The 23,693-nt window shown below is 45.7% G+C and carries 20 protein-coding genes; 10 read left to right on the top strand and 10 right to left on the bottom strand.

What is annotated here, in order from left to right; genetic code table 11:
- Positions 1–135 precede the first annotated feature (135 nt).
- The 6 genes from lspA (at position 136) to QUB13_RS05785 (ending at position 4,044) form a co-directional block, all read left to right on the top strand.
- On the top strand, positions 136–645 hold the full coding sequence (lspA, locus tag QUB13_RS05810) for a signal peptidase II (RefSeq protein WP_194008963.1): 510 nt from the start codon (positions 136–138) through the stop codon (positions 643–645).
- 302 nt (positions 646–947) lie between these two features.
- A complete protein-coding gene (locus QUB13_RS05805) occupies positions 948–2,585 on the top strand; it encodes a B12-binding domain-containing radical SAM protein (RefSeq protein WP_333379645.1) in 1,638 nt (545 codons plus the stop codon).
- A gap of 121 nt (positions 2,586–2,706) precedes the next feature.
- Entirely contained in the window at positions 2,707–3,039 is a 333-nt protein-coding gene (locus QUB13_RS05800) for a type II toxin-antitoxin system RelE/ParE family toxin (protein WP_194008965.1), read from the top strand.
- Between the two features lie 4 nt (positions 3,040–3,043).
- Complete coding sequence (locus QUB13_RS05795) at positions 3,044–3,397, top strand: helix-turn-helix domain-containing transcriptional regulator (protein ID WP_333379644.1); 354 nt, start codon at positions 3,044–3,046, stop codon at positions 3,395–3,397.
- Positions 3,398–3,410: 13 nt separating this feature from the next.
- The gene (locus QUB13_RS05790; RefSeq protein ID WP_333379643.1) at positions 3,411–3,872 is read left to right on the top strand and encodes an SRPBCC family protein; all 462 of its coding nucleotides are present in this window, start codon (positions 3,411–3,413) and stop codon (positions 3,870–3,872) included.
- Entirely contained in the window at positions 3,856–4,044 is a 189-nt protein-coding gene (locus QUB13_RS05785) for a CPXCG motif-containing cysteine-rich protein (RefSeq protein WP_015176827.1), read from the top strand. The genes QUB13_RS05790 and QUB13_RS05785 overlap by 17 nt, the downstream gene beginning before the upstream one ends.
- 7 nt (positions 4,045–4,051) lie before the next feature.
- On the opposite strand, the gene QUB13_RS05780 is transcribed toward QUB13_RS05785, so the two are convergent.
- From QUB13_RS05780 to QUB13_RS05770, 3 genes are all read right to left on the bottom strand, one after another.
- Complete coding sequence (locus QUB13_RS05780; RefSeq protein WP_333379642.1) at positions 4,052–4,801, bottom strand: gamma-glutamyl-gamma-aminobutyrate hydrolase family protein; 750 nt, start codon at positions 4,799–4,801, stop codon at positions 4,052–4,054.
- A gap of 195 nt (positions 4,802–4,996) precedes the next feature.
- A complete protein-coding gene (locus QUB13_RS05775) occupies positions 4,997–5,656 on the bottom strand; it encodes a DUF2834 domain-containing protein (protein WP_333379641.1) in 660 nt (219 codons plus the stop codon).
- A 125-nt stretch (positions 5,657–5,781) separates the two neighbouring features.
- The gene (locus QUB13_RS05770) at positions 5,782–7,062 is read right to left on the bottom strand and encodes an FAD-dependent oxidoreductase (protein ID WP_333379640.1); all 1,281 of its coding nucleotides are present in this window, start codon (positions 7,060–7,062) and stop codon (positions 5,782–5,784) included.
- 279 nt (positions 7,063–7,341) lie between these two features.
- Here QUB13_RS05770 and QUB13_RS05765 point away from each other — a divergent pair, with 279 nt between their 5' ends.
- Together QUB13_RS05765 and QUB13_RS05760 are read left to right on the top strand one after the other, a co-directional pair.
- Complete coding sequence (locus tag QUB13_RS05765; RefSeq protein ID WP_333379639.1) at positions 7,342–8,658, top strand: glycoside hydrolase family 10 protein; 1,317 nt, start codon at positions 7,342–7,344, stop codon at positions 8,656–8,658.
- A gap of 476 nt (positions 8,659–9,134) precedes the next feature.
- Positions 9,135–10,115, top strand: a complete 981-nt coding sequence (locus QUB13_RS05760) for an aldo/keto reductase (RefSeq protein ID WP_333379638.1) — start codon at positions 9,135–9,137, stop codon at positions 10,113–10,115.
- Positions 10,116–10,189: 74 nt separating this feature from the next.
- Here QUB13_RS05760 and QUB13_RS05755 read toward each other — a convergent pair whose 3' ends face one another.
- The 5 genes from QUB13_RS05755 to QUB13_RS05735 form a co-directional block, all read right to left on the bottom strand.
- Positions 10,190–11,401: a M20 family metallopeptidase gene (locus tag QUB13_RS05755; protein WP_333379637.1), complete on the bottom strand. Its 1,212-nt coding sequence runs from the start codon at positions 11,399–11,401 to the stop codon at positions 10,190–10,192.
- Positions 11,402–11,541: 140 nt separating this feature from the next.
- Positions 11,542–12,249, bottom strand: a complete 708-nt coding sequence (gene bioD / locus QUB13_RS05750; RefSeq protein ID WP_333379636.1) for a dethiobiotin synthase — start codon at positions 12,247–12,249, stop codon at positions 11,542–11,544.
- 59 nt (positions 12,250–12,308) lie between these two features.
- On the bottom strand, positions 12,309–13,979 hold the full coding sequence (locus QUB13_RS05745; protein WP_333379635.1) for a serine/threonine-protein kinase: 1,671 nt from the start codon (positions 13,977–13,979) through the stop codon (positions 12,309–12,311).
- 509 nt (positions 13,980–14,488) lie between these two features.
- Positions 14,489–14,947 (bottom strand): GatB/YqeY domain-containing protein, encoded by a 459-nt coding sequence (locus tag QUB13_RS05740; protein ID WP_333088588.1) that lies wholly within the window; start codon positions 14,945–14,947, stop codon positions 14,489–14,491.
- 82 nt (positions 14,948–15,029) lie between these two features.
- Complete coding sequence (locus QUB13_RS05735; RefSeq protein WP_333379634.1) at positions 15,030–15,233, bottom strand: hypothetical protein; 204 nt, start codon at positions 15,231–15,233, stop codon at positions 15,030–15,032.
- A 131-nt stretch (positions 15,234–15,364) separates the two neighbouring features.
- Here QUB13_RS05735 and QUB13_RS05730 point away from each other — a divergent pair, with 131 nt between their 5' ends.
- Both QUB13_RS05730 and QUB13_RS05725 read left to right on the top strand, forming a co-directional pair.
- The gene (locus tag QUB13_RS05730) at positions 15,365–16,357 is read left to right on the top strand and encodes a ribose-phosphate pyrophosphokinase (RefSeq protein WP_333088591.1); all 993 of its coding nucleotides are present in this window, start codon (positions 15,365–15,367) and stop codon (positions 16,355–16,357) included.
- 396 nt (positions 16,358–16,753) lie between these two features.
- On the top strand, positions 16,754–18,034 hold the full coding sequence (locus QUB13_RS05725; protein ID WP_333379633.1) for a DUF3747 domain-containing protein: 1,281 nt from the start codon (positions 16,754–16,756) through the stop codon (positions 18,032–18,034).
- A 276-nt stretch (positions 18,035–18,310) separates the two neighbouring features.
- Here QUB13_RS05725 and QUB13_RS05720 read toward each other — a convergent pair whose 3' ends face one another.
- Together QUB13_RS05720 and QUB13_RS05715 are read right to left on the bottom strand one after the other, a co-directional pair.
- Entirely contained in the window at positions 18,311–19,222 is a 912-nt protein-coding gene (locus QUB13_RS05720; RefSeq protein WP_333088594.1) for a hypothetical protein, read from the bottom strand.
- Positions 19,200–23,504, bottom strand: coding sequence for an AAA domain-containing protein (locus QUB13_RS05715; protein ID WP_333379632.1), 4,305 nt, complete (start codon positions 23,502–23,504; stop codon positions 19,200–19,202). The genes QUB13_RS05720 and QUB13_RS05715 overlap by 23 nt, the downstream gene beginning before the upstream one ends.
- Positions 23,505–23,693 lie beyond the last annotated feature (189 nt).

Here is a 23,693-nt window from a genome sequence, read left to right as displayed (position 1 = left end):
ACTATCATTGCGAAACTGGAAAATCATCTCGCTGCGGTTGGGATTGCTTTGCTGCACTGCATTCTCCTCGCAATGAAACGCGAGATTTGAGTAAATTCTATCATGCCCGATACCCCATCTTCTATTGGCTAATCCATGCGTTTTAAAAGAAATCCCTTGTTCTGGGTTGCTGCTATTATCAGTTTAGTTTTAGACCACCTAAGCAAGTTTTGGGTAGTGCAAAATTTTGACTTGACAATTCCTCCGCAGACTCAGCCGCTGTTACCAGGGATATTTCACTTCACTTATGTTGTTAATACTGGTGCGGCTTTTAGTTTGTTTAGCAATGGCGGGGCGAGTTGGTTGCGCTGGCTGTCTTTGGGGGTGAGTGTGGGATTGATGGTGTTGGCTTGGTTCGGGCCGCGAATTAACCGCTGGGAACAAGCTGGCTACGGTTTAATTTTGGGGGGCGCGCTGGGTAATGGGATCGATCGATTTGTTTTGGGCCACGTTATAGATTTTCTGGATTTTCGGATAATTCGGTTCCCGGTTTTTAATCTGGCAGATGTGTTTATTAATGCTGGGATTATCTGTTTGCTGATTGCGACTTTTCACGGCCCACCGCCGCCGAAAAACCGAGACGCGAGTAATTCTATTTCAGAGTAACTTTGAAACACCAAGTTCGGAAACGGATTAGTAAAAGCGGATGTAACAGATGTAACTGCTAACTAATCCTAGGCTGCGCTAGGCGATTATTATTTTATGTTTAAAATTTATACTTTATCTACATAAAAGCTCGATCGGGCAACCGCTGATTGAAGGCAGATTAACGCAGATAATTGCAATTCAATAATTGAAATGGACTGAGTACCATGCAAGTCTATTCATAAATTATACACCATACAATAACTTTAAAAATAACTTAAAATAAGATAGTAACAAACCTATTGTTAAAGTTAAACTTGCCCATGACTCCTAATCCTTTTGCTCAAGAACGCCTGCTATTTGCCCCAGCAACCCCCGATGCTGATGCTATTCCGACTATTTTTGCATTTCCCAACGAGTACACGGTTGGCATCACCAGTCTCGGCTATCAGATTGTATGGGCTACTTTGGCTGTGCGATCGGATATTGAAGTCAGCCGTTTATTTACTGATATCCGCGAACAACTTCCCCGACATCCAGAATTACTCGGATTTTCCCTTTCTTGGGAACTTGACTATGTAAATATTCTCAATTTACTGGAATCTCTAGACATTCCGATTTGGGCATCTAAACGAACTGATAGCCATCCCATAGTATTCGGCGGGGGCCCGGTTTTTACGGCGAATCCAGAACCTTTTGCAGATTTTTTTGATGTGATTTTATTGGGAGATGGCGAACATCTCATTGACAATTTTATTGATGCTTGTAAAGAAGTTCGTACCGCAGACAGACAAACTAAATTGCGCTATTTAGCCCAAGTTCCGGGGGTTTATGTTCCCAGTTTGTACGAAGTAACTTATCTGGATGCGACTGAGGGGATTAAAGCGATTCAGCCTGTCGATTCTGGAATTCCCAGTGAGGTTGAAAAACAGACGTATCGCGGCAATACTTTATCTGCTTCTACTGTGGTGACAGAAAAGGCAGCTTGGGAAAATATTTATATGGTGGAAGTGGTTCGCAGTTGTCCAGAAATGTGCCGTTTTTGTTTAGCAAGTTATCTGACTTTGCCGTTTAGAACTGCGAGTTTGGAGGATTCGTTAATTCCGGCGATCGATCGTGGTTTAGCTGTGACTAATCGTTTGGGTTTGTTGGGTGCTTCTGTGACTCAACACCCGGAATTTGAACAGTTGCTGGAACATTTGAATCATCCAAAATACGACGGCGTGCGGCTGAGTCTTTCTTCGGTACGCACGAATACGGTGACAGTTAGGTTGGCAGAAATATTGACAAACAGAGATAGTAAATCTGTGACGATTGCGGTGGAAAGCGGTAGCGATCGCCTCCGCAAAATTGTTAATAAAAAACTCACTAACGATGAAATTATCCAAGCTGCAATTAATGCTAAATCTGGCGGTTTAAAGGGAATTAAACTTTACGGGATGGCGGGAATTCCCGGTGAAGAAATGGAGGATTTGGAGGAGACGGTGGCGATGATGCGGGCGATCAAAAAAGCGGTTCCCGGTTTGCGTTTGACTTTTGGATGCAGCACTTTTGTCCCGAAATCTCACACTCCTTTTCAGTGGTTTGGAGTGAATAAAGATGCGGAGAAGAGGCTGAAGTTTTTAGATAAAGAATTGCGGAAGTTAGGTTTAGAATTTAGACCTGAAAGCTATAACTGGTCGGTAATTCAGGGTTTGTTGTCGAAGGGCGATCGGCGCTTGTCTAAACTGTTAGAATTAGTGCGGCATTACGGCGATACTTTGGGTAGTTATCGACGGGCTTTTAAGGAATTGCGGGGAGAGTTGCCGGAGATGGATTTTTATGTTTTTCAAGAGTGGAACTTGGATCGAGTTTTACCTTGGAGTCATTTAAAAGGGCCGCTACCGGAAGCGACTTTGAAAAAACATTTGGCCGAGGCTAGGAGTTATTTTAAGATGGAGGATTTGCAGTTGACGAGTTAAGAAATAGCGGATGCGAAAGTGCGTTAGCGAAGCCCTCGAAGAGGATCGCATCTTTGCAAGTAAGTAGATTGAAAGCTAACTTAACAATATAAAATAAGGAGCGACGTACTATAATACAATTATGCCAGAAGTCCAACCCAAGGAAATTCAGCGTTATGTCACCTCAGATGGCAGAGTACCTTTCGCTGAGTGGTTTGATTCCTTCAAAGATACAAACACTCAAGCCAAGATTCGATCTAGGCTAAATCGGGTTGTTACTGGTAATTTGGGAGACTATCGTTCAGTTGGAGAAGGAGTTTGCGAACTCAGAATAGACTATGGCCCTGGTTTCCGAATCTATTTTGGGCAAGTTGGAACAACAATTGTGCTTCTCCTCTGCGGTGGAGATAAAAGCACTCAAAACCGAGATATCCTCCAAGCAAAAGAATACTGGACAGATTACAACAGGATTTAAAACAATGGCTAAAAGTATCCCAGATCATCCGTTTTTGATTGAATCTCTGAGACAAAACCCGGCATTGTCAGCCGCCTATATAACGGCGACTATAGAGGAAATCGACCCGGAACCTGAATTGCTGAAACTTGCTCTGGGCGATGTAGCAGAAGCTTTGGGTCAACCGAAAATGACTCCTGAAGAATATGAATGGCACTTAAAAAGACTGGATGAATTGCTGTCGCAGCAAGGAAATGATGCGATTTATAATCTGGGAACTTGGCTGAATGCTTTGGGGTTGAAACTAACTGTTGCTGTTTGTACAGATACAGAGGATCATACTGCAAATGCTGAAATTAGATCCGAATTAACTGTTTAGCTCAATTCAACAAATGCCTAATTTTCGATATTCATCCCTAATTAATTCTGCCGTTGAAACTGTCTGGAACTTTCACGAAAGACCGGATATTCTGCAACTTTTGACTCCGCCTTGGCAACCGGTGAAAATTATTCGCCGCGAGGGGGGACTTGATGTGGGTGCGGTATCAGAATTTCGGCTGTTATTGGGGCCGATTCCGGTAAAATGGGTGGCGACTCATACTGAGTGCGAAGAATATCGCTTATTTGTTGACGAACAAACTGAGGGGCCGATGGCGCGTTGGACTCACCGACACGAGTTTACTAAAGAAAATGGCCAGACTCGATTGACAGATGCGATCGCATTTTCGATTCCGGGCGGCCCGATTGTCGATTTGCTGTTAGGTTGGTGGGTGGAAATGCGGTTAACAGATATGTTTCGCTACCGCCACGAAGTCACAAAAAGAGAGTGCGAAAAAAATGCAAACAACGGCTGAATATTACTGTGCTTTCTGCGGCGAACCGAGTACAACTTTTGTTGATATCAGCGCTGGTATGGAGCAATCTTATATCGAAGATTGTCAGGTTTGCTGTCGCCCGAATGTTCTGTATGTCAGAATAGATGAAGATACCCTGGATATTGAAATTGATACTGACTATCAAGAATAAGTGACTATCAAAATGTATGAATTGCATTTGATGCAGACTTGGTGGAATTCATAAATCTTGAAGCGGCTGCTTCTACGAAAGCCTTAAAAATTCCAGAGTTTACCGCACATTTTGGCGACATTTCTGGATGCCACTGAATTGCTATCATCCAAGGGTGATAGCAGTGTTCCATTGCTTCTACCAAAGTGTCAGGTGCATCGGCTACAATTCGCCAATCGGATGTTACTTTCCGCACTGCTTGATGATGCCAGGAAACAACGGTTGTTGAAGTTTTTCCCATAATTTTTGCGAGGCGACTGTTGGGCTCAATTTCAATGGTATGCTCGATCGCGCGCGGGGGAATTCCGGTACCGTGACGAACATCCTCTCCGTAAGCATCCGGTACATGAATCACCAAACTGCCGCCGCTGGCTACATTCAGCATTTGCATTCCACGACAAATCCCCAACACAGGTATGTCAGACTTCAAAGCTAGCTTAGCTAAGTTTAATTCAAAATTGTCGCGTTCTGCGTTAACTGAGTAAACTGTGCGATCGCACAAACCGCCATAAATTTCGGGGTTGATATCTCCGCCCCCGGAAAAAATTAAACCATCTACTGCATCAAAAATACTAGCTGCATCTAATTGATTGGGTGGCAACAAAATCGGAATGCCACCAGCCGCTTGCACTGCATCAATATACGATCCATTTAAGCAATACTCTCCTGCTAGACTGCGGTTGTAAGTTGTGATACCAACGATCGGATGTTTCTTCATTTGCTAGAGAGTTAGAGATAATTAACTAGATTGATACTCAGATTTTGCACTATTTGTAATCAGTCTTTTACGAGCTGGCTAGAAGTTCATCCCACAATAAAACTTACTTATTGTGAAACAGGCATCTTGCCTGTTTCTTGTCTGATTTATTGTGATTGATTCCTAGATTACACTAAAAATTCCCTGTACTGCTGTCTAATTTGTAACAGTTTCCGCACCATTTTCTGGCAACGACTTGCGCGTACACAGATAAGCCAGCGGCCCGAATAGCGGCACTAATGTTACTGCCCAAAATGCTGTAGAGTTCTGCATTCCTCGGCGCGCCATGTCGTCGGCTAATAAGGCAGGAAATAGCAGGGAAAGCATACAAAAATCTAAACTCATTACATGGATAAAGCGGCTGGTTTGCCACTGCACAATAAAATCAGACCAATCGCCTTTTGTCAAGCCAAAGGCAACTAACGCAGCAGCGCCTAATGTTAGGACAATCCCAGTAAAACGGGAATCTAATACTTTTAAAAATATATTTTTAGTGCCTGTAAATTCTGGCTTCGGTTCGCGCAAGGCTAAATAAGGCAGCAAGGCAAATGCGCCGACTCCAAATGATAAGGTTGCAAACAACCATGCAGGTATTTTCTGCCCTCTACCGTCAGCAAATAAGACGCAACTGTAGATGAGTGGCCAGACTCCCATGATGTTGAACAAGGCTACAATTAAAGGGTTGATGCCTGCTATTTGGCCTGTGGCAAGATTTGTAATTAGTGCGATCGTTTCTGGGCTATCCGGTGGTGCGAATACAAAGGCGTAGGTGCTGAATGCAATCCACAGCAGCCAAAATCCAATTTTTCTGAACATAGTTAGTTTTTCTTGCTTCCGATCTTACTATAGCAAGCTTAAGGGTTTTTGAATCAGACTTTTTTTGTTTACCGCAGAGGGCGCAGAGGGCGCGGAGAAAGATGGGAGAATAGCTGAATGTATTGCTATTTGGTATTGCGGGTTTTGGGCAGATTGCTGAATTTTTGCATAAATTGGCGATCGATCCAATCTTTCCAGTACCACAATAACGGTGATTCCCACATGAAATTGCCGCGAGAGGCGATCGCCCTTTTATTCCCAGTACCAATTAAGGCTAAATATTTTGACTGCGGTGCAAACGGTTTCAGCGGTTTTTGCAATAAAAAATGCTGCAAGTTTTCAAACAGCGGTTTGCCCTGACGCACGGCAAACACGCCTGCTTTGGGACGGGGATAATTTACCATCGCGCAGATGTCTCCAGCCCCAAATACGTTGGGGTGAGAGACTGATTGCAGGCAATCGTTGACTTGCATAAAGCCTTTTGAGTCGGTGGCTAAACCCGATTCTTTTATCCAATTGGCTGCGGAAGCTTGTGTCACCCAAAAAATGGTATCGCACTCAACTTTCAAACCCGATTCACAACAGATTTTGGCCTTGGGAATTGGGAATTGGGCATTGGGAATTGGGCATGGGGCATTGGATGCTATTTCAATCATTTCTTGGTTTTCTATGGCACGGACTTTTTCCATTAAATGTACTTTAATGCCACGACTAATCAGAATTTCTTTGAGGCGATGACGTACTCTATAGTTATGTCCCGGCATCAATTCAGCCCCGCTGTGAAACAAGTGAATTTCTAATCCCTCTTCCTGCTTAAACTTTCCTGTTGTGTTGTTAAAAATCCATCCGTTAAATCCGTTACAAAATCCGCTGCCGAACCCTTCTTCCTTCGCCAGACGAGATTGCATATTCAATGCTAATTCTACGCCGCCTGCACCGCCGCCGACAATGGCGATCCGCAGCGGTTTTTGGGGATGGTTTTGTCTTTCGGAAATTAACTGATTCCAGCTAGCTAAAAACTCCGGTACCGGTTTAGCTGGAATGGCATATTCTGCGGCACCAGGCACCGATAGAGTCGCGGGAGTGCTGCCGATATCTACAGAAAGCACGTCAAAATTAACTGGAGGGCGAGTTTGACAAATAACTAAATTTTTGCTAAAGTCGATCGCGATCGCCCGATCGACCAATATTTGACATTTGGCAAATTCCGCGAGCGATCGCAAATCGATGTGACATTCATCATAATCGTAAAACCCAGCAACGTGCCCCGGCAGCATCCCCGAATAAGGCGCGTACAAGACATCGCTAATCAAAGTCAAACGCACTCCTGGCAGCGGTTTGATGCCGAACATTTTTAATACAATAGCATGACTGTGGCCGCCACCAATTAAGACTAAATGTTTCACAAATTAGATATGTTCGATCGAGATTTTTCACCACAAATATTGTACAGCACTCGCACTCCCGCAGACCGCACTGTCCGGTCAGGAGAATTTGCAGCGCGTAATTAATTATATCCCAGCACTTTGACAAAATGCTCTGACTTACCCTCTGAATCCCAGATTATATTTGACCGGCACGGCGATCGCACATTCAGCACAAATTGCTGTAGACTGTAGAACGAGCAAACTTCATCACCAAATTATGCCGGGGTGTGTTTTATAGCTAATTAACCATTCACAACTATGACATTACGCATCATTCCTCGCAGTTGGCAGCGATCGATTAAAACAATTTTTCCGCTGCTATTTGCGATATCATTCATTATAGTATTGCTGGTTAATAACTTAACTCCGGCGATCGCCCAACAACACCGCCAAGAAATTCGCGGAGTTTGGATGACGACAAACGACAAAGACATCCTCAGAGATAGCCACAAACTAGGAGATGCGATCGCTAAATTAAAGCGGTTAAATTTCAACACAATATATCCCGTAGCCTGGAACTCTGGCTATGCAATGTATCCCAGCCTAGTCGCCCAGCAAAGAGACATTCAACCATTTGTTTACAGAGGGTTAGACGGACAGGATATGCTCGCAGATTTAATTGCCCAAGCCCACCGCCAAGGCCTGCTAGTAATTCCTTGGTTTGAGTTTGGTTTTATGACTCCTCCCACCTCAGAATTAGCATTAAACAATCCCGATTGGCTGACACAAAAACAAGACGGCAGCCAAACATCAAACAGCGCAGGTGGCGAAGTAGTTTGGCTTAATCCATTTCATCCAGAAGTGCAGGAATTCATTACCGAACTCGTACTAGAAATCACCACCCAATATAACGCCGACGGCATTCAATTTGACGACCACATGAGTTTGCCATCAGAATTTGGCTACGATGAATACACCATTGCTTTGTATACCAAAGAAACCAAAAAAGCACCGCCCAAAGATTTTGAAGATCCAGCATGGGTGAAATGGCGAGCCAATAAAATCACCGCTTTTATGTCGCAGCTAAATCAAGCAGTAAAAGCAGTAAAACCCAACGCTATCTTCTCAATTTCTCCCAATTACTACGAATTTGCTTACAAACATCACCTGCAAGATTGGCTAAATTGGGTGCGTTTCGATATTGCAGACGAACTAATAGTGCAAGTGTACCGTCCCAATCTAGAATCATTTGTGGACAAAATTAGCCGTCCCGAAATGCGAGAAGCACAGCAAAAAATTCCCACCGGAGTTGGGATTATGACAGGTTTAAGAAATCGCCCAGTAGCGATACAGCAAATTCAATCCCAGGTGCGCGCCGTCCAACAATACGGCTTAGGTGCAGCTTTCTTCTACTACGAAAGCTTGTGGGAAGATGCGCCGGAACCAATTGCCGATCGGCTTTCTGAATTTAGTGCTTTCTTCCCGTTTTCTGCATTCCGAACAGCGCTACAAATACCCAGACGCGCGGCAACTTTCCCACCGCCGCCGCCACCCAAACCAGACCCCAAAGCTAAGCCCCAGCAACCTACAAAAGACTCCGCACCTTCGCCCTCACCAACCACATCACAAAAGTAAAGAGTCATTAGTCATTAGTCATTAGTCATTAGTCATTAGTCATTAGTCATTAGTCATTAGTTGTTGGGAATTGGTTATTGGTTATGGGTTACTGGCTACGAATTCCCAATTTCCAATTCTCACTTCCCAATAACAACTAACTAACAAATAACAACTAACAAATAACAAATAACAACTAACAGTCAACAGTCATTGGTCATTAGTCATTAGTCATTAGTCATTAGTTGGGAATTGGTTATTAGTTATTGGTTATTGGTTATTGGTTATTGGTTATTGGCTACGAATTCCCAATTTCCAATTCTCACTTCCCAATAACAACTAACAAATAACAACTAACAGCTAACAGCTAACAACTAACAGTCATTGGTCATTGGTCATTAGTCATTAGTCATTAGTTAAAGGCCCACAATAAAATTCACTTTTTGACAGAAGTGCAAGATTTCAGAGCAGAGTTAATATAACAACCATCAATAAGAATGCAAACTAACCAAAAAATTTTACTGCCAAAAATGGGCTGCGGCACTTGGGCCTGGGGTAATAGATTACTCTGGGGTTACGATGAAAGTATGGACGAGGAATTGCAAGCTGCATTCAATCTTTGCGTCAGCAGCGGTGTCACCTTGTTCGATACCGGCGATTCTTACGGAACAGGAAAATTAAACGGACGCAGCGAACAGCTTTTGGGGCAGTTTTCTCAACAATATCAAGGTGCAAATAAAGACAATATTTGTATTGCGACAAAACTAGCAGCTTATCCTTGGAGGCTGACGCGACAATCCATGATATCTGCTGGTAAAGCCTCGGCTTCGCGGCTCGGAAAAAATGTAGATTTGGTGCAAATGCACTGGTCTACAGCTAACTACGCTCCTTGGCAAGAGGGGGCTCTTTTGGACGGTTTAGGCGACCTTTACGAGCAAGGATTGGTTAAGGGTGTAGGTTTGTCTAATTACGGGCCGAAACGGCTGAAATGGGTGCATCAAAGATTTAGCTCGCGCCAAATTCCAATTGTTACTTTACAAGTGCAATATTCCCTACTTTCCACCTATCCGGTAACAGAACTCGGCTTGAAAGATGTTTGCGATGAATTGGGGATAAAATTGATTGCTTACAGTCCTCTAGCCTTGGGGTTGCTGACGGGTAAATACTCGGAAAATGGCTCTCTTCCTAAAGGTATCCGAGGTTTGGCGTGCAAGCAGCTACTTCCGGGAATGCGATCGCTTTTGGAGTGTTTGCAAGAAATAGCGGCATTCAGAAACAAGACTGTTTCGCAGGTAGCAATCAACTGGTGCATCTGCAAAGAAACTATTCCCATTCCCGGCGCTAAATCGGCCGCACAGGCGAGGGATAATATTGGTGCTTTGGGCTGGGAATTAGACTCCGGCGAGATTGCAGAATTGGACAAGGCGGCGGCGAGTGTGGATAAAAAAATGGTGCAGAATATCTTTCAAACGAGATAACCCGGTTCGTAGTGAGGACTTTAGTCCGCATTAATCAGAGGACTAAAATCCTGACTGCGAACCTATGAAAAAAGCTAATTGCAAAACTTTTCTACGCACCTCACAAACATTTCTACACCCATCCCCAAGGCAGTTTCATCAAAATCAAAGCGCGGGTGATGGTGCGGGTAAGCCAAGTTTTTTTCGGGATTTGCCGCGCCTAAAAAGAAATAGCAACCGGGGATTTCTTGTAAAAAGAATGACATATCCTCGCCGCCCATTGTTTGACATTCCGGCACTATTCCTGCTGGAGTTTCTACAACCGATTCGGCGGCGCTGCGTACCAATTGAGTCATGCTCGCATCGTTGATAACTGGCGGGTAAAGCGAGCAATAATCGAGTTGGTAATTTGCGCCGTGACTCTGACAAATTCCGGCAATTATTTGCTCGATTCGTTGAGCAAAATAACCTTGATATGTGGGATTGAAATAGCGCACTGTACCGCCGATTTGGGCGGTGTCGGCGATGACGTTGTGGGTGTCACCTGCGTGGAATTTGCCGACTGTTACTACGGCTGAGTCGATCGGGTCAATGTTCCGTGCGACAATTGCCTGTAAGGCGCTGACAATTTGGGCTGTAACGACGATCGCATCTACTGTCTGATGTGGCATTCCACCGTGCCCGCCCTTGCCAAAAATCCGGCAGTCAAAAACTTCTACAGCAGCCATCAGCGCCCCGCTGCGAACGCCTACAGTGCCTAATGGTAGATTGTTCCACAAATGCAAGCCGACGATCGCATCAACATCAGGATTTTGCAAAACTCCCGCTTCAATCATCGGTTTTGCGCCCCCCGGGCCTTCTTCGGCGGGCTGAAAGATAAATTTTACTTGACCCGAAAAGCTGTGTTTGTGCTTGGCGAGATAACAAACTGTACCGAGGGCGATCGCAATATGACCGTCGTGACCGCAAGCGTGCATAATACCATCATGCTGCGATCGATAATCCACCTCATTTTCCTCTTGAATCGGCAAAGCATCCATATCAGCCCGAATTGCCAAAACCCGCCCCGGTTTGCCGCTGTCGATAGTGGCGACAACACCAGTTTTAGCAATATTAGTTTGATGCTCTATCCCCCATTCTTGCAACTTTTGCGAGACAAATTGGGCCGTTAAATTTTCATCAAAACTCAACTCCGGCTTTTCGTGCAAACGCCGCCGCCATTCAACTAACTGAGGCTGCAAGTTTCTAATCTCCAGCCGCAATTGAGATAAATCGACATCAGTTAAATTCGGTAAAGTAGAAACCATTTTTCATTCTCCTTATAGCAGCAAAGCTCTCTCTTGTCTTACTCTGCGCTCTCTGCGCTCTCTGCGGTTAAAATAAAATCTTAATTTTTCACCGCAGAGGCCGCAGAGTACGCAGAGAAAGAGAGGTGTTTTGAATAGGGTTATTTAGAAGTCTGAGGAACTAAATTAACCCCCGGAAGTAATCGCTCTAAATCTAATTCTGAAGCTGATGCTGCTAATTTTGTCAGGTCATTTGGGTCATCTAAATGAGGCAAAATACCCAACACGGGCATTTGAGTCAGCGACTGGATCAAATCTATTGGTGTCAAGTCGGCAATTTCTTGTGCAGAACAAGCTTTAACGCAATTGAGGACAATTCCTCTGAGCTTAAAACCCGCGTGTCTGGCGAGAGCAACATTTGCCACAGCTTGCCCGATCGCCCCCAGCCTCACAGGTACCACCAAAACTCCCCTCAGCCGCCAATCCCTGGCAATATCGGCCACCGTCAGTTCCCGCGTTACAGGCGAACCCAGCCCTCCCAAAGCTTCCACCAACACAAAATCCTTGCGCTCATAGAGGCTTTGCAGCGCCGTCCAGACTTTTTCGAGTTCGATCGGTCTCCCTTCCCGTTCTGCCGCCACAGGCGGTGCTAGAGGCGCATCAAAGTGCAGCGGATTGAGTTCTTCGGGGGATTGGTCGAGACGAAACAAACGGGTGTAGAGTTCGCGATCGCCCGTACCCGTTTGCAGCAGCTTCATAATTCCCAAACTGCGATCGGGGAAATACATTTGCCAATAAGCAGCCAGAGCGCTGGTCAAAACAGTTTTGCCCGCGTCGGTATCAGTTCCAGCAATCAGCAACGAGTTCATTGGCAAATAGCTAACAAGTAATTGGCCTCAACTTCACTCTACATTGTCTTGCCAAAAGTTTAGAGTTCCGGCGAGGGGGCAGGAGTTGGTGCGGGTTCCGGCGACGGCGCGGGAGTTGGTGCGGGAGTTGGCGCGGGTTCCGGCGACGGCGCGGGAGTTGGTGCGGGTTCCGGCGACGGCGCGGGAGTTGGTGCGGGTTCCGGCGACGGCGCGGGAGTTGGTACGGGTGTCGGGGCTGGTGTCGGTTTGGGTGTCGGTGTCGGTTTGGGTGTCGGGGCTGGTGTCGGTTTGGGTGTCGGAGTCGGTTTGGGTGACGGGGCTGGTGTCGGTTTGGGTGTCGGAGTCGGCGCGGGGCTTGGTTCTGGTAAAGGTTCCGGGCTTGGTTCCGGTAAAGGTTCTGGACTTGGTTCCGGTAAAGGTTCTGGACTTGGTTCCGGTAAAGGTTCCGGGCTTGGTTCTGGTAACGGTTCTGGACTCGGTTCGGGTAACGGTTCTGGGGTTGGGGTTGGTAAAGGTTCTGGGCTGGGAGTTGGTAACGGTTCTGGGCTTGGTATCGGATTTAGGATCGGTGTCGGAGTTATGACTTGTGGTGGTGTCGGAGTGGGTTTGGGTGTCGGTTTTTTGAGAAATGAGCCTACTAAGGCCCAGGAACCGAAGCCAGTCAAGATTACTAAGCCTGCTAGCAATCCGATCGCAGCAACGGGATTGTCCCAAACAGAGCCGCCAGCGGGCTGAATTAGGGGTTCAGGTTGGTTTTGCGGGTAAGAACTAGGGGCGATCGGAGCGGGATCGGGATCGGGCGGCCGGCCCACGGCTACCGTGGCGATTAGCGAAGCGTTTGACGGCACTACTGCTGGCGCTGGCGGTAAAGTTTGCTGGTTAGGCTGAGGGTTGGTTTTTCCGTCGAGTGCTTTGGCTACTTCGCTGACAGATTGATATCGATCGCCCGGAGAGCGATTTAACATCCGATTCAGTACCGCCGCCAAGCCCGCGCTCACCTGCACTTGCTGCTGCCAATTCCACTGCAGGGTTCTTTGATCGAGCAATTCCTGCGGTTCTTTGCCCGTCAGCAGGACGATCGCCGTTACAGCTAAAGCATACAGGTCGCTGCTGGCAGTTGCGCGCCCGCTTTGCAACTGTTCCATCGGCGCGTAGCCGATTTTACCGACTGTTGTCGCGTGGGCTGTTCCTTCGGGAGACTGGACTTTGGTGGCGAGTTCTTTCACCACTCCAAAGTCAATCAGCACCGGCAACTGGTCGTTTTCCCGGCGGATGATATTTTCAGGCGAGATGTCGCGGTGGATGATGCCGCGGGCGTGGATGTGAGCCAGTACCGGTAGCATTTGCCGGATAAATATCAAGACTTCGGCTTCGCTGAATCTGCCGCCTGCTGAAGTGCGATCGAGCAACAGTTCGCGGTAAGTCATCCCTTCCACGTAATCCTGCACTAAAAACAAACGTTGATTCTCTTCAAATATTGCCCGAAACTGGGGAATTTGCGGGTGCGAAATTTGGTAAAGTATTGTCGCCTCTCTTTGAAACAATTCCTTCGATTTTTCCAAAACGTAAGGCCCGCTTTGCACCGGAATCAATTCCTTTAGGGCGCAGCGTTCTTTAAACCGCCCCTCGTCTTCTACTAAATAAGTGCGGCCAAATCCCCCTTGACCTAAAATACTCACCAAGCGGTAACGGTTTTGTAGGAGAGTTCCAATAGCAATAGGTGGCTGCATAAGTTTAAGTAGAAATTGTTAAAAAATAGGCGATCGCTCGCAGACCTAGTAATGCTAGGTCTTTAGTGCTCTCGAACATACTTCACTGTCTGTAGTTCCCAGTCCCGACCAAAGTTAGCATTTTACATTTTTTTACGCAACTTTGAGAAATCAGCAAATTTAAGTAGGGGCGATTCCCTAGGGGATAGCTTCGCTTAACGCAGCGGGATAATCCCCATACATTCTTGGTTCTGACTGCTGACTACTGAACTAAGGATCGAACACTTAATAACTTAAACACCTCTTACAGTCCTCTCTTTTGTAAGTTGCAAGAAAGAAGGAGGCAGAGCCTCCGGATCTGCATTACCAGGCAGAGCCTGGTAACGAGTCAACTGCCAACTACCAACTGACTACTGCCAACTGCCAACTGAAGGAGGCAGAGCCTCCGGATCTGCATTACCAGGCAGAGCCTGGTAACGAGCAACTACCAACTACCAACTGACTACTGACTACTGACTACTGACTACTGACTACTGACTAAGCTTTGCTTTCACCATGTCTTGAATTCTGTTACCGTCTGCTTTGCCTTTAAGCTGCTGCATTGCCTTGCCCATCACCTTGCCCATCTCTTTTGCAGAAGTAGCGCCCACCGAGGCAATCACTTCGTCAACCACTTGACTCACCTCTTCGTCTGACATCTGCGGCGGCAAATACTCTTCCACAATTACTAACTCCGCCTCTTCTTGTGCCACTAAGTCTTCGCGGCCGCCTTTGCGGTATTGTTCGATCGAATCCCGGCGCTGTTTGGCTATTTGCATCAAAATTTCCAATTCTTGAGCTTCTGTCAGCGTCTCTTGCCCGGAAGGACGCAAGCTGACTTCTTTTTCGAGAATAAATTTTTTGATGCCGCGCACTGTTTCCAAGCGAACTTTGTCCTTGGACTTCATGGCTGCTTTGATTTCTGCGTCAATCCGTTCTCTTAAGCTCATCGATTTCTACCTTGCTTTGCCCAATATCAAAAATCAGGAGTATGCTTCCGATTCTTAACTTTTTTTACAGTATTTTTCAAGTTTATTGTCTGTCGGTCGCATTTTTATCACTATTGAAGCCGGATGCTTTCGGCCTTTGACCGAATTTTGGGCGATCGCAACTTCCAGTCAGGGCCCGGACATTAACTGTCGCCAGAATTTTGAGACGCAGGGGGCCGGCGGGCGATCGCACTTCTGGCAGTACAGAACTTGGTAGAAACGCGGTTTCTTGGACGTAATTCTGCAACTCCTATTCAGTTCGTCTAAATTAACACTTGCGATCGCTCCGAAAGTTAAATCTATCAAAATAATGACTTAATATTTCGAGTTTAAGATGGTAAGATAGCGGTGGAATAAACGTCCTGCAAGAGGCCTGCTGTGATCCGTTCTGCTACTTTACCGCTTCCGCTTCCCGAGTCGCCGATTTCTGGCAACGACCGTCTGCGGCTGTTTTCCGGTTCCGCTAATATTCCCCTCGCCCAAGAGGTGGCTCGCTATCTGGGGATCGATTTGGGGCCGATGGTTCGCAAGCGGTTCGCGGATGGCGAACTCTACGTTCAAATTCAAGAATCGATTCGGGGTTGTGATGTTTACTTGATTCAGCCAACTTGCTGTCCGGTAAACGATCGCCTCATGGAATTATTAATCATGATCGATGCTTGTCGCCGCGCTTCTGCAAGACAAGTTACTGCCGTCATTCCCTACTACGGCTATGCTAGGGCAGACCGCAAAACGGCCGGCAGAGAGTCGATTACTGCAAAATTAGTGGCTAATTTGATTACTGAAGCAGGGGCCGGTCGCATTTTGGCAATGGATTTGCACTCGGCTCAGATTCAAGGTTATTTTGACATTCCTTTCGATCACGTTTACGGTTCGCCCGTGCTTTTGGATTATCTGGCGAGCAAGCAGTTGTCGGATATTGTTGTGGTTTCGCCGGATGTTGGCGGAGTCGCTAGGGCGAGAGCATTTGCCAAAAAGCTTGGCGATGCTCCCCTGGCAATTATTGACAAGCGCCGCCAAGCTCACAATGTGGCAGAAGTGATGAACCTGATCGGTGATGTCAGTGGCAAAACTGCTGTGTTGGTGGACGACATGATCGATACTGCCGGCACGATTTGTGAGGGTGCCAGATTGTTGCGCCGCGAGGGTGCGAGGCAGGTTTATGCTTGTGCTACTCATGCAGTATTTTCGCATCCGGCGATCGAGCGTTTGTCTAGCGGAGTCTTGGAAGAGGTAATTGTTACGAATACAATTCCTGTACCTGAAGAACACCGTTTTGAACAGTTAACGGTACTTTCGGTAGCGAATTTGCTGGGCGAAACTATTTGGCGGATTCACGAAGATAGTTCTGTTAGCAGTATGTTCCGGTAGGCATAAAAGGCCTTTATTTAATATTTATTTTAAGGTGCGTTAACCAGCGTGTAACGCACCATTTTTTTATAGGATCTCCCCTCACATCAATTCCGGTTGCACTCATACATGATGTTAACAGTTAACAGTGAATTTACTCTTCCGATGAAGAGAGAATTTGATATCACATCCTCTAAAAAAGGCTGACGAAATAAAATACTCTTGTCCCCCCGATAGTTGGGAGGCTAGGTTGGCTCAGATTTAATTTGCACGGTATTGAATTTTATTATATTTCTCCGACTCAGGGCGCATCAACGGAACAACAGATGGTAAAATTCTATCTTGTTGTCAGAAGACCGCGACCTTTTAATCTTCTAGGTATGTCTCATCAACACAAGGAGTAAAGAGGGAAAAACTATGAAACATTTACTGCTACGAACAGCAGCCGCACTGGCAGGTTCAGCAATTTTAACACTAGGCGCGATCGCCCCAGTCAAAGCATTTACTTTTGACGAAACCGAAATTAACCAAGAGCGAGTAGTTGCGATCGCCCAACCCCGCCCCTTCGGTGGCTATCAATTGCTAATTGTAGAACAAGTAACAGACAAACGGCAATGCTGGAGCGAAAACGGCTCTAATCCCGTCAGAATCGATCCCTTATTAGTTAATTTTGATTTCACCGGCATTTGCGGCCGCGCCACAGACAGCAACGGCTTTTCTATTCGCATGGGCGGCACCGATTTAGCATTAAAATACAGCCTAAGTTTGGAAAAAATTGATGGCAATGTTGTACTCATGGGAACTTCCCTAGATCCCAACGTTAAACCGATAATTATCGGCCGGACAAACGGTGATGTTAACGGCTTTATGAAAATCACCCTCGATCCGGGCTGGCGATTTAGTAAAAGAGCTTATCAAGGCAAAGTATTAGGTCATTTTTATTTCACAACCAGTCAAAACGCGCCGGGAGAAACTGGCAATACCGGAGGAAATAACGGCGGAAATACTGGCGGAAATACCGGAGGAAATACTGGTGGAAATACCGGAGGAAATACCGGAGGAAACACTGGCGGAAATACTGGCGGAAATACTGGATCTTCTACATTCGGAGATATTGCAACTGATATCTACGCTTCCGAAATTAAAGAAGCTGTCGCGCTGGGATTTGTAGCGGGCTTTGCTCAAGATAATACCTTTCGGCCCCAACTTGCTGTCACCAGAGAGCAATTAGTATCTTTAGTATTGGAATCCTTGAAAGGAATACAAGGTGCTAATATCGCATTTCCCAGCATAGTTGCTTCCCGTCCCTACAGCGATGTTGATAACTCACGCTGGAGTGCGGGAAAAATTCAATTTGCGCGAGACAATAAGATAGTCAGCGGTTACACAGATGGAACTTTTAAACCTACGCAGCCTGTGACTCGCGCTGAATTGATGGCGGTGATGCGAAGATCTGCAGAATTTGGTTTGTTGGCGCGGGGAATGCAGCCGAATTTATTGGCTAAACAGCAGCCTAAAACTTTTTCAGATACTCAGAATCATTGGGCTGCTGCGATTATCAATCAAATGTCTGGTTATTGTGGTGTAGCTTCTCCTCTTAACGAAATTGGGAATCGGTTTGCTCCCGATGATTCTGCAAAGCGGAATTACGGGGCGGCGGCTACTTTGCGGATGCTGAAATGCGTTAAGGCTCAGTAGAAATATCGTAGGGTGCGTCAGTTTAGCAATCTTAAGACTGATATCAAATCCTCTCTTTATCGGAATAGTAAATTCACTGTTGACTGTTAACTGTTGACTGTTGACTGTTGACTGTTGACATCATGAGGAGTGAACCGGAATTGATATGACGCACCTACAGGATAGAAAATACTGAAATCTAGGAATTAGTTAAATCGTGTTCGGTAGATTACTATAACAAAAACGGATTGCGCGTGTAGAATGCGAGTCCGCTCTTTTCTTGGGGACTCGCAACTTTTAGGGTTTCTTCTTTTTTCCTGCGGCTGTAGATGACTTTTTGCGAGTTTTTTGAACCGGGATTGTTCCTGACTCAGGCTGTGCAATTTCTTCCGTTGATTTGCACAATTCATTCAGCAATTTCTGCTGAGATTCGAGTTGGTTGAGAAAGTTTGATGCTGTTTCTAATATTTGCTTTCCCTGTCGGGCTTGAATGGTAGTTTTATTTTCTATTCCATCCAGCAACACAAAAATTGATACGGTTTGTAAAACATCTAAATCGTCGCCGATGACATCGCACTTGGAGACAATTTTGCCGTTTTCGGGGACGTGAATTCCTAGGCCGGATGCTTCGATTAACGGCTGGATTTCTGCTATGCTTAAATCGGCAAAGTCGGTAATTTGATGTTCCAGCGATACTAATTCTGCTAAATCTGGTAAATCGCTGGATTCTGCTGCTATAGCATCGAATTTGAAGGTGAGAGTTTGATTTAAAGGATCGGAAATCGCGTAAATTGATTGAACGTGCGATCGACTAACCATACCTTTTTCGCAAAAATCTTGACCTTGCGGGGCGATCCTCTTCGAGGGCTTCGCTAACGCAATTTTACCATTATCCGCCACCTCCAAAACCTCCAAACCAACCAAATTCGCCGCCGCAGTCTTCACAAAAACCAAATCCAACCCCAACAAATCCGCCAATTCCTGCAAAGTCGGCGCAGGATCGAACTCAACACCAGCCCGCAAAATAAACTCCTCCAACACGTTAAACTCGCGCGGTTCGCTAACAGTCACCTCCAGCGGAGTTTGGCGGATAGCAAACCTCAATTGACGCGCCGCCAACACCGACAAACCAGGATTTTGTTGCTCGATTTGTGCAGCTAGCGAACTTAAATTCGAGTCAATTGATTTAGCTGAGGACGCTAGAAACATCTACAAAACCTCCCCAGTGACGCACCGTTTTTGAAACTTCCTGATACATTTTTCCCACAGTACCTGTTTGTTGGGTAAATAAATCGTGACAGCCGACAACTACCAGCAATTCCTGGGCGCGAGAAAATGCCACATTCACCCGTTCCGGTTCCTTAGCAAATCCAATATCACCCCTAACATTATTGCACACCGTGCTGACAATAATTACAGGTCTTTCCATGCCTTGAAATATGTCAACCGTACCAGTGCGGATGCTCAAAGAAGGAAACTTTTCGGCTTCTATTCTATCTTTAATGGCGTTCAATTGTGCGCCGTAAAAAGTAATGATTCCGATTTCCTTCGGCGGTTCACCCTCTAATATTTTAGGCCGCCAAGCGGTTTCCATCTGTTCGCACAAAAGCTCGATCGCATCAATCTCCTTGACATTCAGCCGCGAAGTCCCCTGTTTCTCCTCCTCAAACCCTTGTCCCACAGGCGTTTTCACCCAGAGGAGGTGATTGTTTTCTTGAATAATTTTACCTGCGAGATTGTGCGCGCGTCTCGTATCGGCTTCCAGAATCCCGCAGTTAAGTTTTTGTTGGTAAAACTGATTGATTGCGCCCATGATTTGCGGGTGCATTCGGTATTGAGTTGTCAGCATTTTCTTGATCCCGTCGCTAGCATTTTCAAACAATACTTTAAACAGCGATTCTTTGATAAAGCTAAGTTCATCTCCAGTGCAACCGATATCTTCGGCGATATCATCGATCGTACTTCGATCGAACATCGGCGGCAATTGCCTGTGATCGCCCACCAATACTAATTTTCTACCCTTCAAAGCTGGGATTAATAACTCTGGCGGAGTGCATTTGCTAACTTCATCAACTATGACTGCATCAAAGCTAGGAAAGTTTTTGCTAAAATCAAAACTCGCAGCTTGCACGCAGGTAATGCCGATGACGTTAGCATTGTCAATATAAATTTGCTTTAAATCGTTGCGGTCTTTTTCCGATGGATGGCGAAGTTTTTCGATCCAATCTGTAACAAAAATTTGAGAACGATTTAATGCTGTTTCTTCTCGTTCTAATTCCTTCTGAAAATTATTGAAAATACGCTTAATTTTGCGTAAAAAATCCACGGCAAATAATTCGACATTGGGAATTTCTGGTTTGTATTTTTCCGGGAAACTTTGCCATGCTGACTCCCACCAATTTCTCTCAATTATTAATTCGGCTGTTGGTTGCTGCTGTTGCAGTTTAGCCGTAATGTCGTTTAATTCTGCTTGAAGTTGTGCGAGTTGCTGCTGCAAACCGGCGCTGGTTGTTTGCAGCGGTAATAATTGCTCGTCAAGACGGCTTTTAATATTTTCCAAAATCCCGAAAGGATCTAAGTCAGCAATGGATTTTTCAAGCTGGATCGCGCTCAACTTCCAAGCATCAATTTGCTTGACAAAATGCTGCGGTTGCTCCCAAATATTAGACTTTTGCGCGAGATATTGTTCGGCTAAACTCCGCAATCTTTCAGGTACATTTGGCTGGGCGACAATTGCTTGCAACAAATTAGTAACTTCGCTAATTTTTAAATTCGCATCTTGCTGCGCTATTTCTACCTGATTTTGGGCGGCAGATATTTGCTGCTGATTCAATGTTTGACCGATTTTATCTAATAATTGTTGCTGTTTGATCAGTTGTTGTTCGGTTTCGGTTTTGAGGGGAATTATGCACTGGCGGGCGTTGGCGAGGATGCTGTGTAGCAATTCTTTGACTAGGCGATCGCAAGTTGTCTGGATTTGATTGGGCTGAAAGGATTCACTGTAAAGTTGTTGAATTTTACTGAATAAATTGTTCGCTTTTTCTACGATAAATTTGCGCTGGCTGGGGCTGATTTGGGCGTAGCTGGCGAAGTCTTTGGCTAGTTGCTGCCATTGCGCCCGATCGCCCGCAGCGAGCACGAGCGGCGTTTGACTCAAATTTAGGTGCAAAAACTCGCTAAACCGGAATTGCTGCCCCTGAATGTCCTTAAAACCCGCGCTGGCTTCATGGGAAATTGCGTTTTGCAGTCTTTCCAAATCGGGTAAATTCACTTTACTCTTAGGAGGGACGCTCGGCAATTTGAGCGATCGCGCAATTTTCAGCAATCCCGCAGGCAATTCTACCATTTCATCAGTCAGCATCGCGTTAGTTTCGCAGCAAGATTGCACAACCTTATAAAGTGTTGCATCTGCTGTCTCAATCCACTCTGCAACGCTGACGACAACGGCGGCAATTTCCGTTTTTCGCAGTTCCAAATTCTTGATTTTCTGTTCGAGATTGTGGCGGTGCGTCTGATTTTGCTTGTCCCCCAACTGTAGCTGATTCACAGCCTCCGACAACTGCCGCGACACCCGCAAAGACTCCGCAACCGCTGACATAGCCTGACAAACCTCATCAGCGCGATCGCCCGCCGCCTTAAATTCCGACATTTGCGCTGCTACAGTTTCCCGCAACCAAACCGCAATCCCAAACGCGCCGCACATAGGGCGATCCAAGCCAATTTGAATAGCGTGGTTAACACAAATTCGCACATTTGCCATAAAGTTTTCTACTAAAACATTACCTTCAGAATAAGGTTTTAGTTTCGGCATAAACTCGGCAACTTCCGAAGATTCCCAGTTAATATCCGGCGCAGATAGCAGATTTGCTAAGCCATCAACCAAAAAATCAAGCTCGCTTTTAGCCGTTAAACTTAGTTCATAGACTGCTGTTTGCGCGGTCAATTTTTCCTCAATATCTGCCTTGCCGTCGTGAAGGTGCTTTAATTGCTTAAAAAAATCTTTTTCCGTGGCAAAGTAGGCATTAAATCGGTCAGAATCTGCCAGCAACTGCCGCAAAAATGTGATATTTATCTGGCGCTGCGAGAGCTTTTGTTCGCAATCAATCGCCGTATTTTGCAGCCAAGTGCCGATCGCATTTTCCTCCAAAAACGGCTGGCCTTCTTCCTGCACCTTATGAGCTTTTCCCTTCCGCAAAGCCCGAATCGCCGGATTGTGCACCAACCGACTCAAAGCATTATCAACGGCTAAATTTGCCTGGGAAGCAATTAGCGTTTTCCCGCCCTGACGAGCAATTTGATAGCAAATCTCCGCAATCACCGTCGTTTTTCCAGTTCCCGGCGGCCCTTGAATCAAAATTAAATCCCGCGCCGAAAGCACCATTTCAACAGCGGCGAGTTGGTCGTCATTAGCATTGCGATTTAATAAATCTTCCCGATCCAATTTAATTAATTTATCGGGAATTCTAGCCTGGGAAGAGTCGAATAAAAATTCGCTCAAATACGGATTTTGAGCGCGGCCGTCAGTCAGCATTTTTAAAGCTTTTTTCTTGCGATCGATCTGACTGATATCGCCTGCAGCTTCAAAATACAAAAATCCTTGTTTGGGCAGTTGATATCTGCCACCTGCCATGCGATCGCCCAAATCAAAATCTAATTTAATCCGCAATTTACCGCGTTCAAACTCAATTTCAGCAATGCTACCCAAAGTTTCGCCATCGCGCGAACTTCTGCTTCCGGGCGGCGAATCAAATAAGATAATATCTTCATTTCTGGCTTGTTTTAGCCTTTCGCGAAAGTCGCCGATTTGTAAGGGATTTTCATCGTAGCCGTCAAGAGTTGCAGAATTGCGATCTATTTCAAAAGTTACGGTTTTTAAGCCAGAACCGTAGTTGTGGGCGCGGAAAGGTACGCAAAATTGACGCGCTTCGGCGATGCGTTTTTCCACATTTAAGAAAGTGTGCCAAACTTTTAATTGTTCGGTAGTCGGTATGTGTCTGTCGTCCCAAAATGGTATTTGTTGGATGCGGGCGATCGACTTTGCAGGAATTGGCGAGCGAGTTTGCGGCAAAAGTCGCAACTGCACCGGCAAAACATAGCCATCTTTTCTGCCTCTGGGAACCGCCACCAAACCAGCATCCAGCAATTTCAATCCGCCGATTCCGTCTTCTGTGCGTACTGTTGCTAACAATCGCAAAGTGCGATCGGCTTTTTGCAACAATTCTGGCAATTCAAAATTATCTCCATCCGTAGCAAGAATCAATTCCCAAATTTCTTCTTCAGAAAATCTATCATTTACCTTTTGGCGGCGCACGTAGAAAAGACTGTGGGATGTGCCGGCTATTTCCGACATCAAAAGTTGGGCGCGTTCTCTGCATTCCCAATCGTAATATTTCGCTAAAGCGGCTTCTCCTTCTATATCCCGAATAAATTTATTAATTGTGCGATCGCCACTAAATTTATATCCCCAATCTTCTGCTACTAAAGATGGCATATTTTGATTTTAGATTTTAGATTTTAGATTTTAGATTGGATTTAAGATTAGCACATCGGTTTGTAGGATTTAACTCGTTACCAGGCAGAGCCTGGTAACGCAGATCCAGAGGCTCTGCCTTGCATTTAGATTGGATTTAAGATTAGCACATAGGTTTGTACAAAACCGGGCGGTTAGAAACCGCGTCTA

The sequence above is a fragment of the Microcoleus sp. B4-D4 genome, from assembly GCF_036705185.1.
In the GTDB taxonomy this organism is placed as follows: Bacteria; Cyanobacteriota; Cyanobacteriia; order Cyanobacteriales; family Microcoleaceae; genus Microcoleus.
The sequence above is the reverse complement of the archived record's forward strand: the minus strand, read 5'-3'. Positions and strand labels throughout refer to the sequence as shown.

What these genes read in the sequence shown, in the direction of transcription:
- lspA (WP_194008963.1), top strand. Translation starts at nt 136, where the DNA reads ATGCGTTTTAAAAGAAATCCCTTGTTCTGGGTTGCTGCTATTATCAGT.
- QUB13_RS05805 (WP_333379645.1), top strand. Translation starts at nt 948, where the DNA reads ATGACTCCTAATCCTTTTGCTCAAGAACGCCTGCTATTTGCCCCAGCA.
- QUB13_RS05800 (WP_194008965.1), top strand. Translation starts at nt 2,707, where the DNA reads ATGCCAGAAGTCCAACCCAAGGAAATTCAGCGTTATGTCACCTCAGAT.
- QUB13_RS05795 (WP_333379644.1), top strand. Translation starts at nt 3,044, where the DNA reads ATGGCTAAAAGTATCCCAGATCATCCGTTTTTGATTGAATCTCTGAGA.
- QUB13_RS05790 (WP_333379643.1), top strand. Translation starts at nt 3,411, where the DNA reads ATGCCTAATTTTCGATATTCATCCCTAATTAATTCTGCCGTTGAAACT.
- QUB13_RS05785 (WP_015176827.1), top strand. Translation starts at nt 3,856, where the DNA reads ATGCAAACAACGGCTGAATATTACTGTGCTTTCTGCGGCGAACCGAGT.
- QUB13_RS05780 (WP_333379642.1), bottom strand. Translation starts at nt 4,801, where the DNA reads ATGAAGAAACATCCGATCGTTGGTATCACAACTTACAACCGCAGTCTA.
- QUB13_RS05775 (WP_333379641.1), bottom strand. Translation starts at nt 5,656, where the DNA reads ATGTTCAGAAAAATTGGATTTTGGCTGCTGTGGATTGCATTCAGCACC.
- QUB13_RS05765 (WP_333379639.1), top strand. Translation starts at nt 7,342, where the DNA reads ATGACATTACGCATCATTCCTCGCAGTTGGCAGCGATCGATTAAAACA.
- QUB13_RS05760 (WP_333379638.1), top strand. Translation starts at nt 9,135, where the DNA reads ATGCAAACTAACCAAAAAATTTTACTGCCAAAAATGGGCTGCGGCACT.
- QUB13_RS05755 (WP_333379637.1), bottom strand. Translation starts at nt 11,401, where the DNA reads ATGGTTTCTACTTTACCGAATTTAACTGATGTCGATTTATCTCAATTG.
- bioD (WP_333379636.1), bottom strand. Translation starts at nt 12,249, where the DNA reads ATGAACTCGTTGCTGATTGCTGGAACTGATACCGACGCGGGCAAAACT.
- QUB13_RS05745 (WP_333379635.1), bottom strand. Translation starts at nt 13,979, where the DNA reads ATGCAGCCACCTATTGCTATTGGAACTCTCCTACAAAACCGTTACCGC.
- QUB13_RS05740 (WP_333088588.1), bottom strand. Translation starts at nt 14,947, where the DNA reads ATGAGCTTAAGAGAACGGATTGACGCAGAAATCAAAGCAGCCATGAAG.
- QUB13_RS05725 (WP_333379633.1), top strand. Translation starts at nt 16,754, where the DNA reads ATGAAACATTTACTGCTACGAACAGCAGCCGCACTGGCAGGTTCAGCA.
- QUB13_RS05720 (WP_333088594.1), bottom strand. Translation starts at nt 19,222, where the DNA reads ATGTTTCTAGCGTCCTCAGCTAAATCAATTGACTCGAATTTAAGTTCG.
- QUB13_RS05715 (WP_333379632.1), bottom strand. Translation starts at nt 23,504, where the DNA reads ATGCCATCTTTAGTAGCAGAAGATTGGGGATATAAATTTAGTGGCGAT.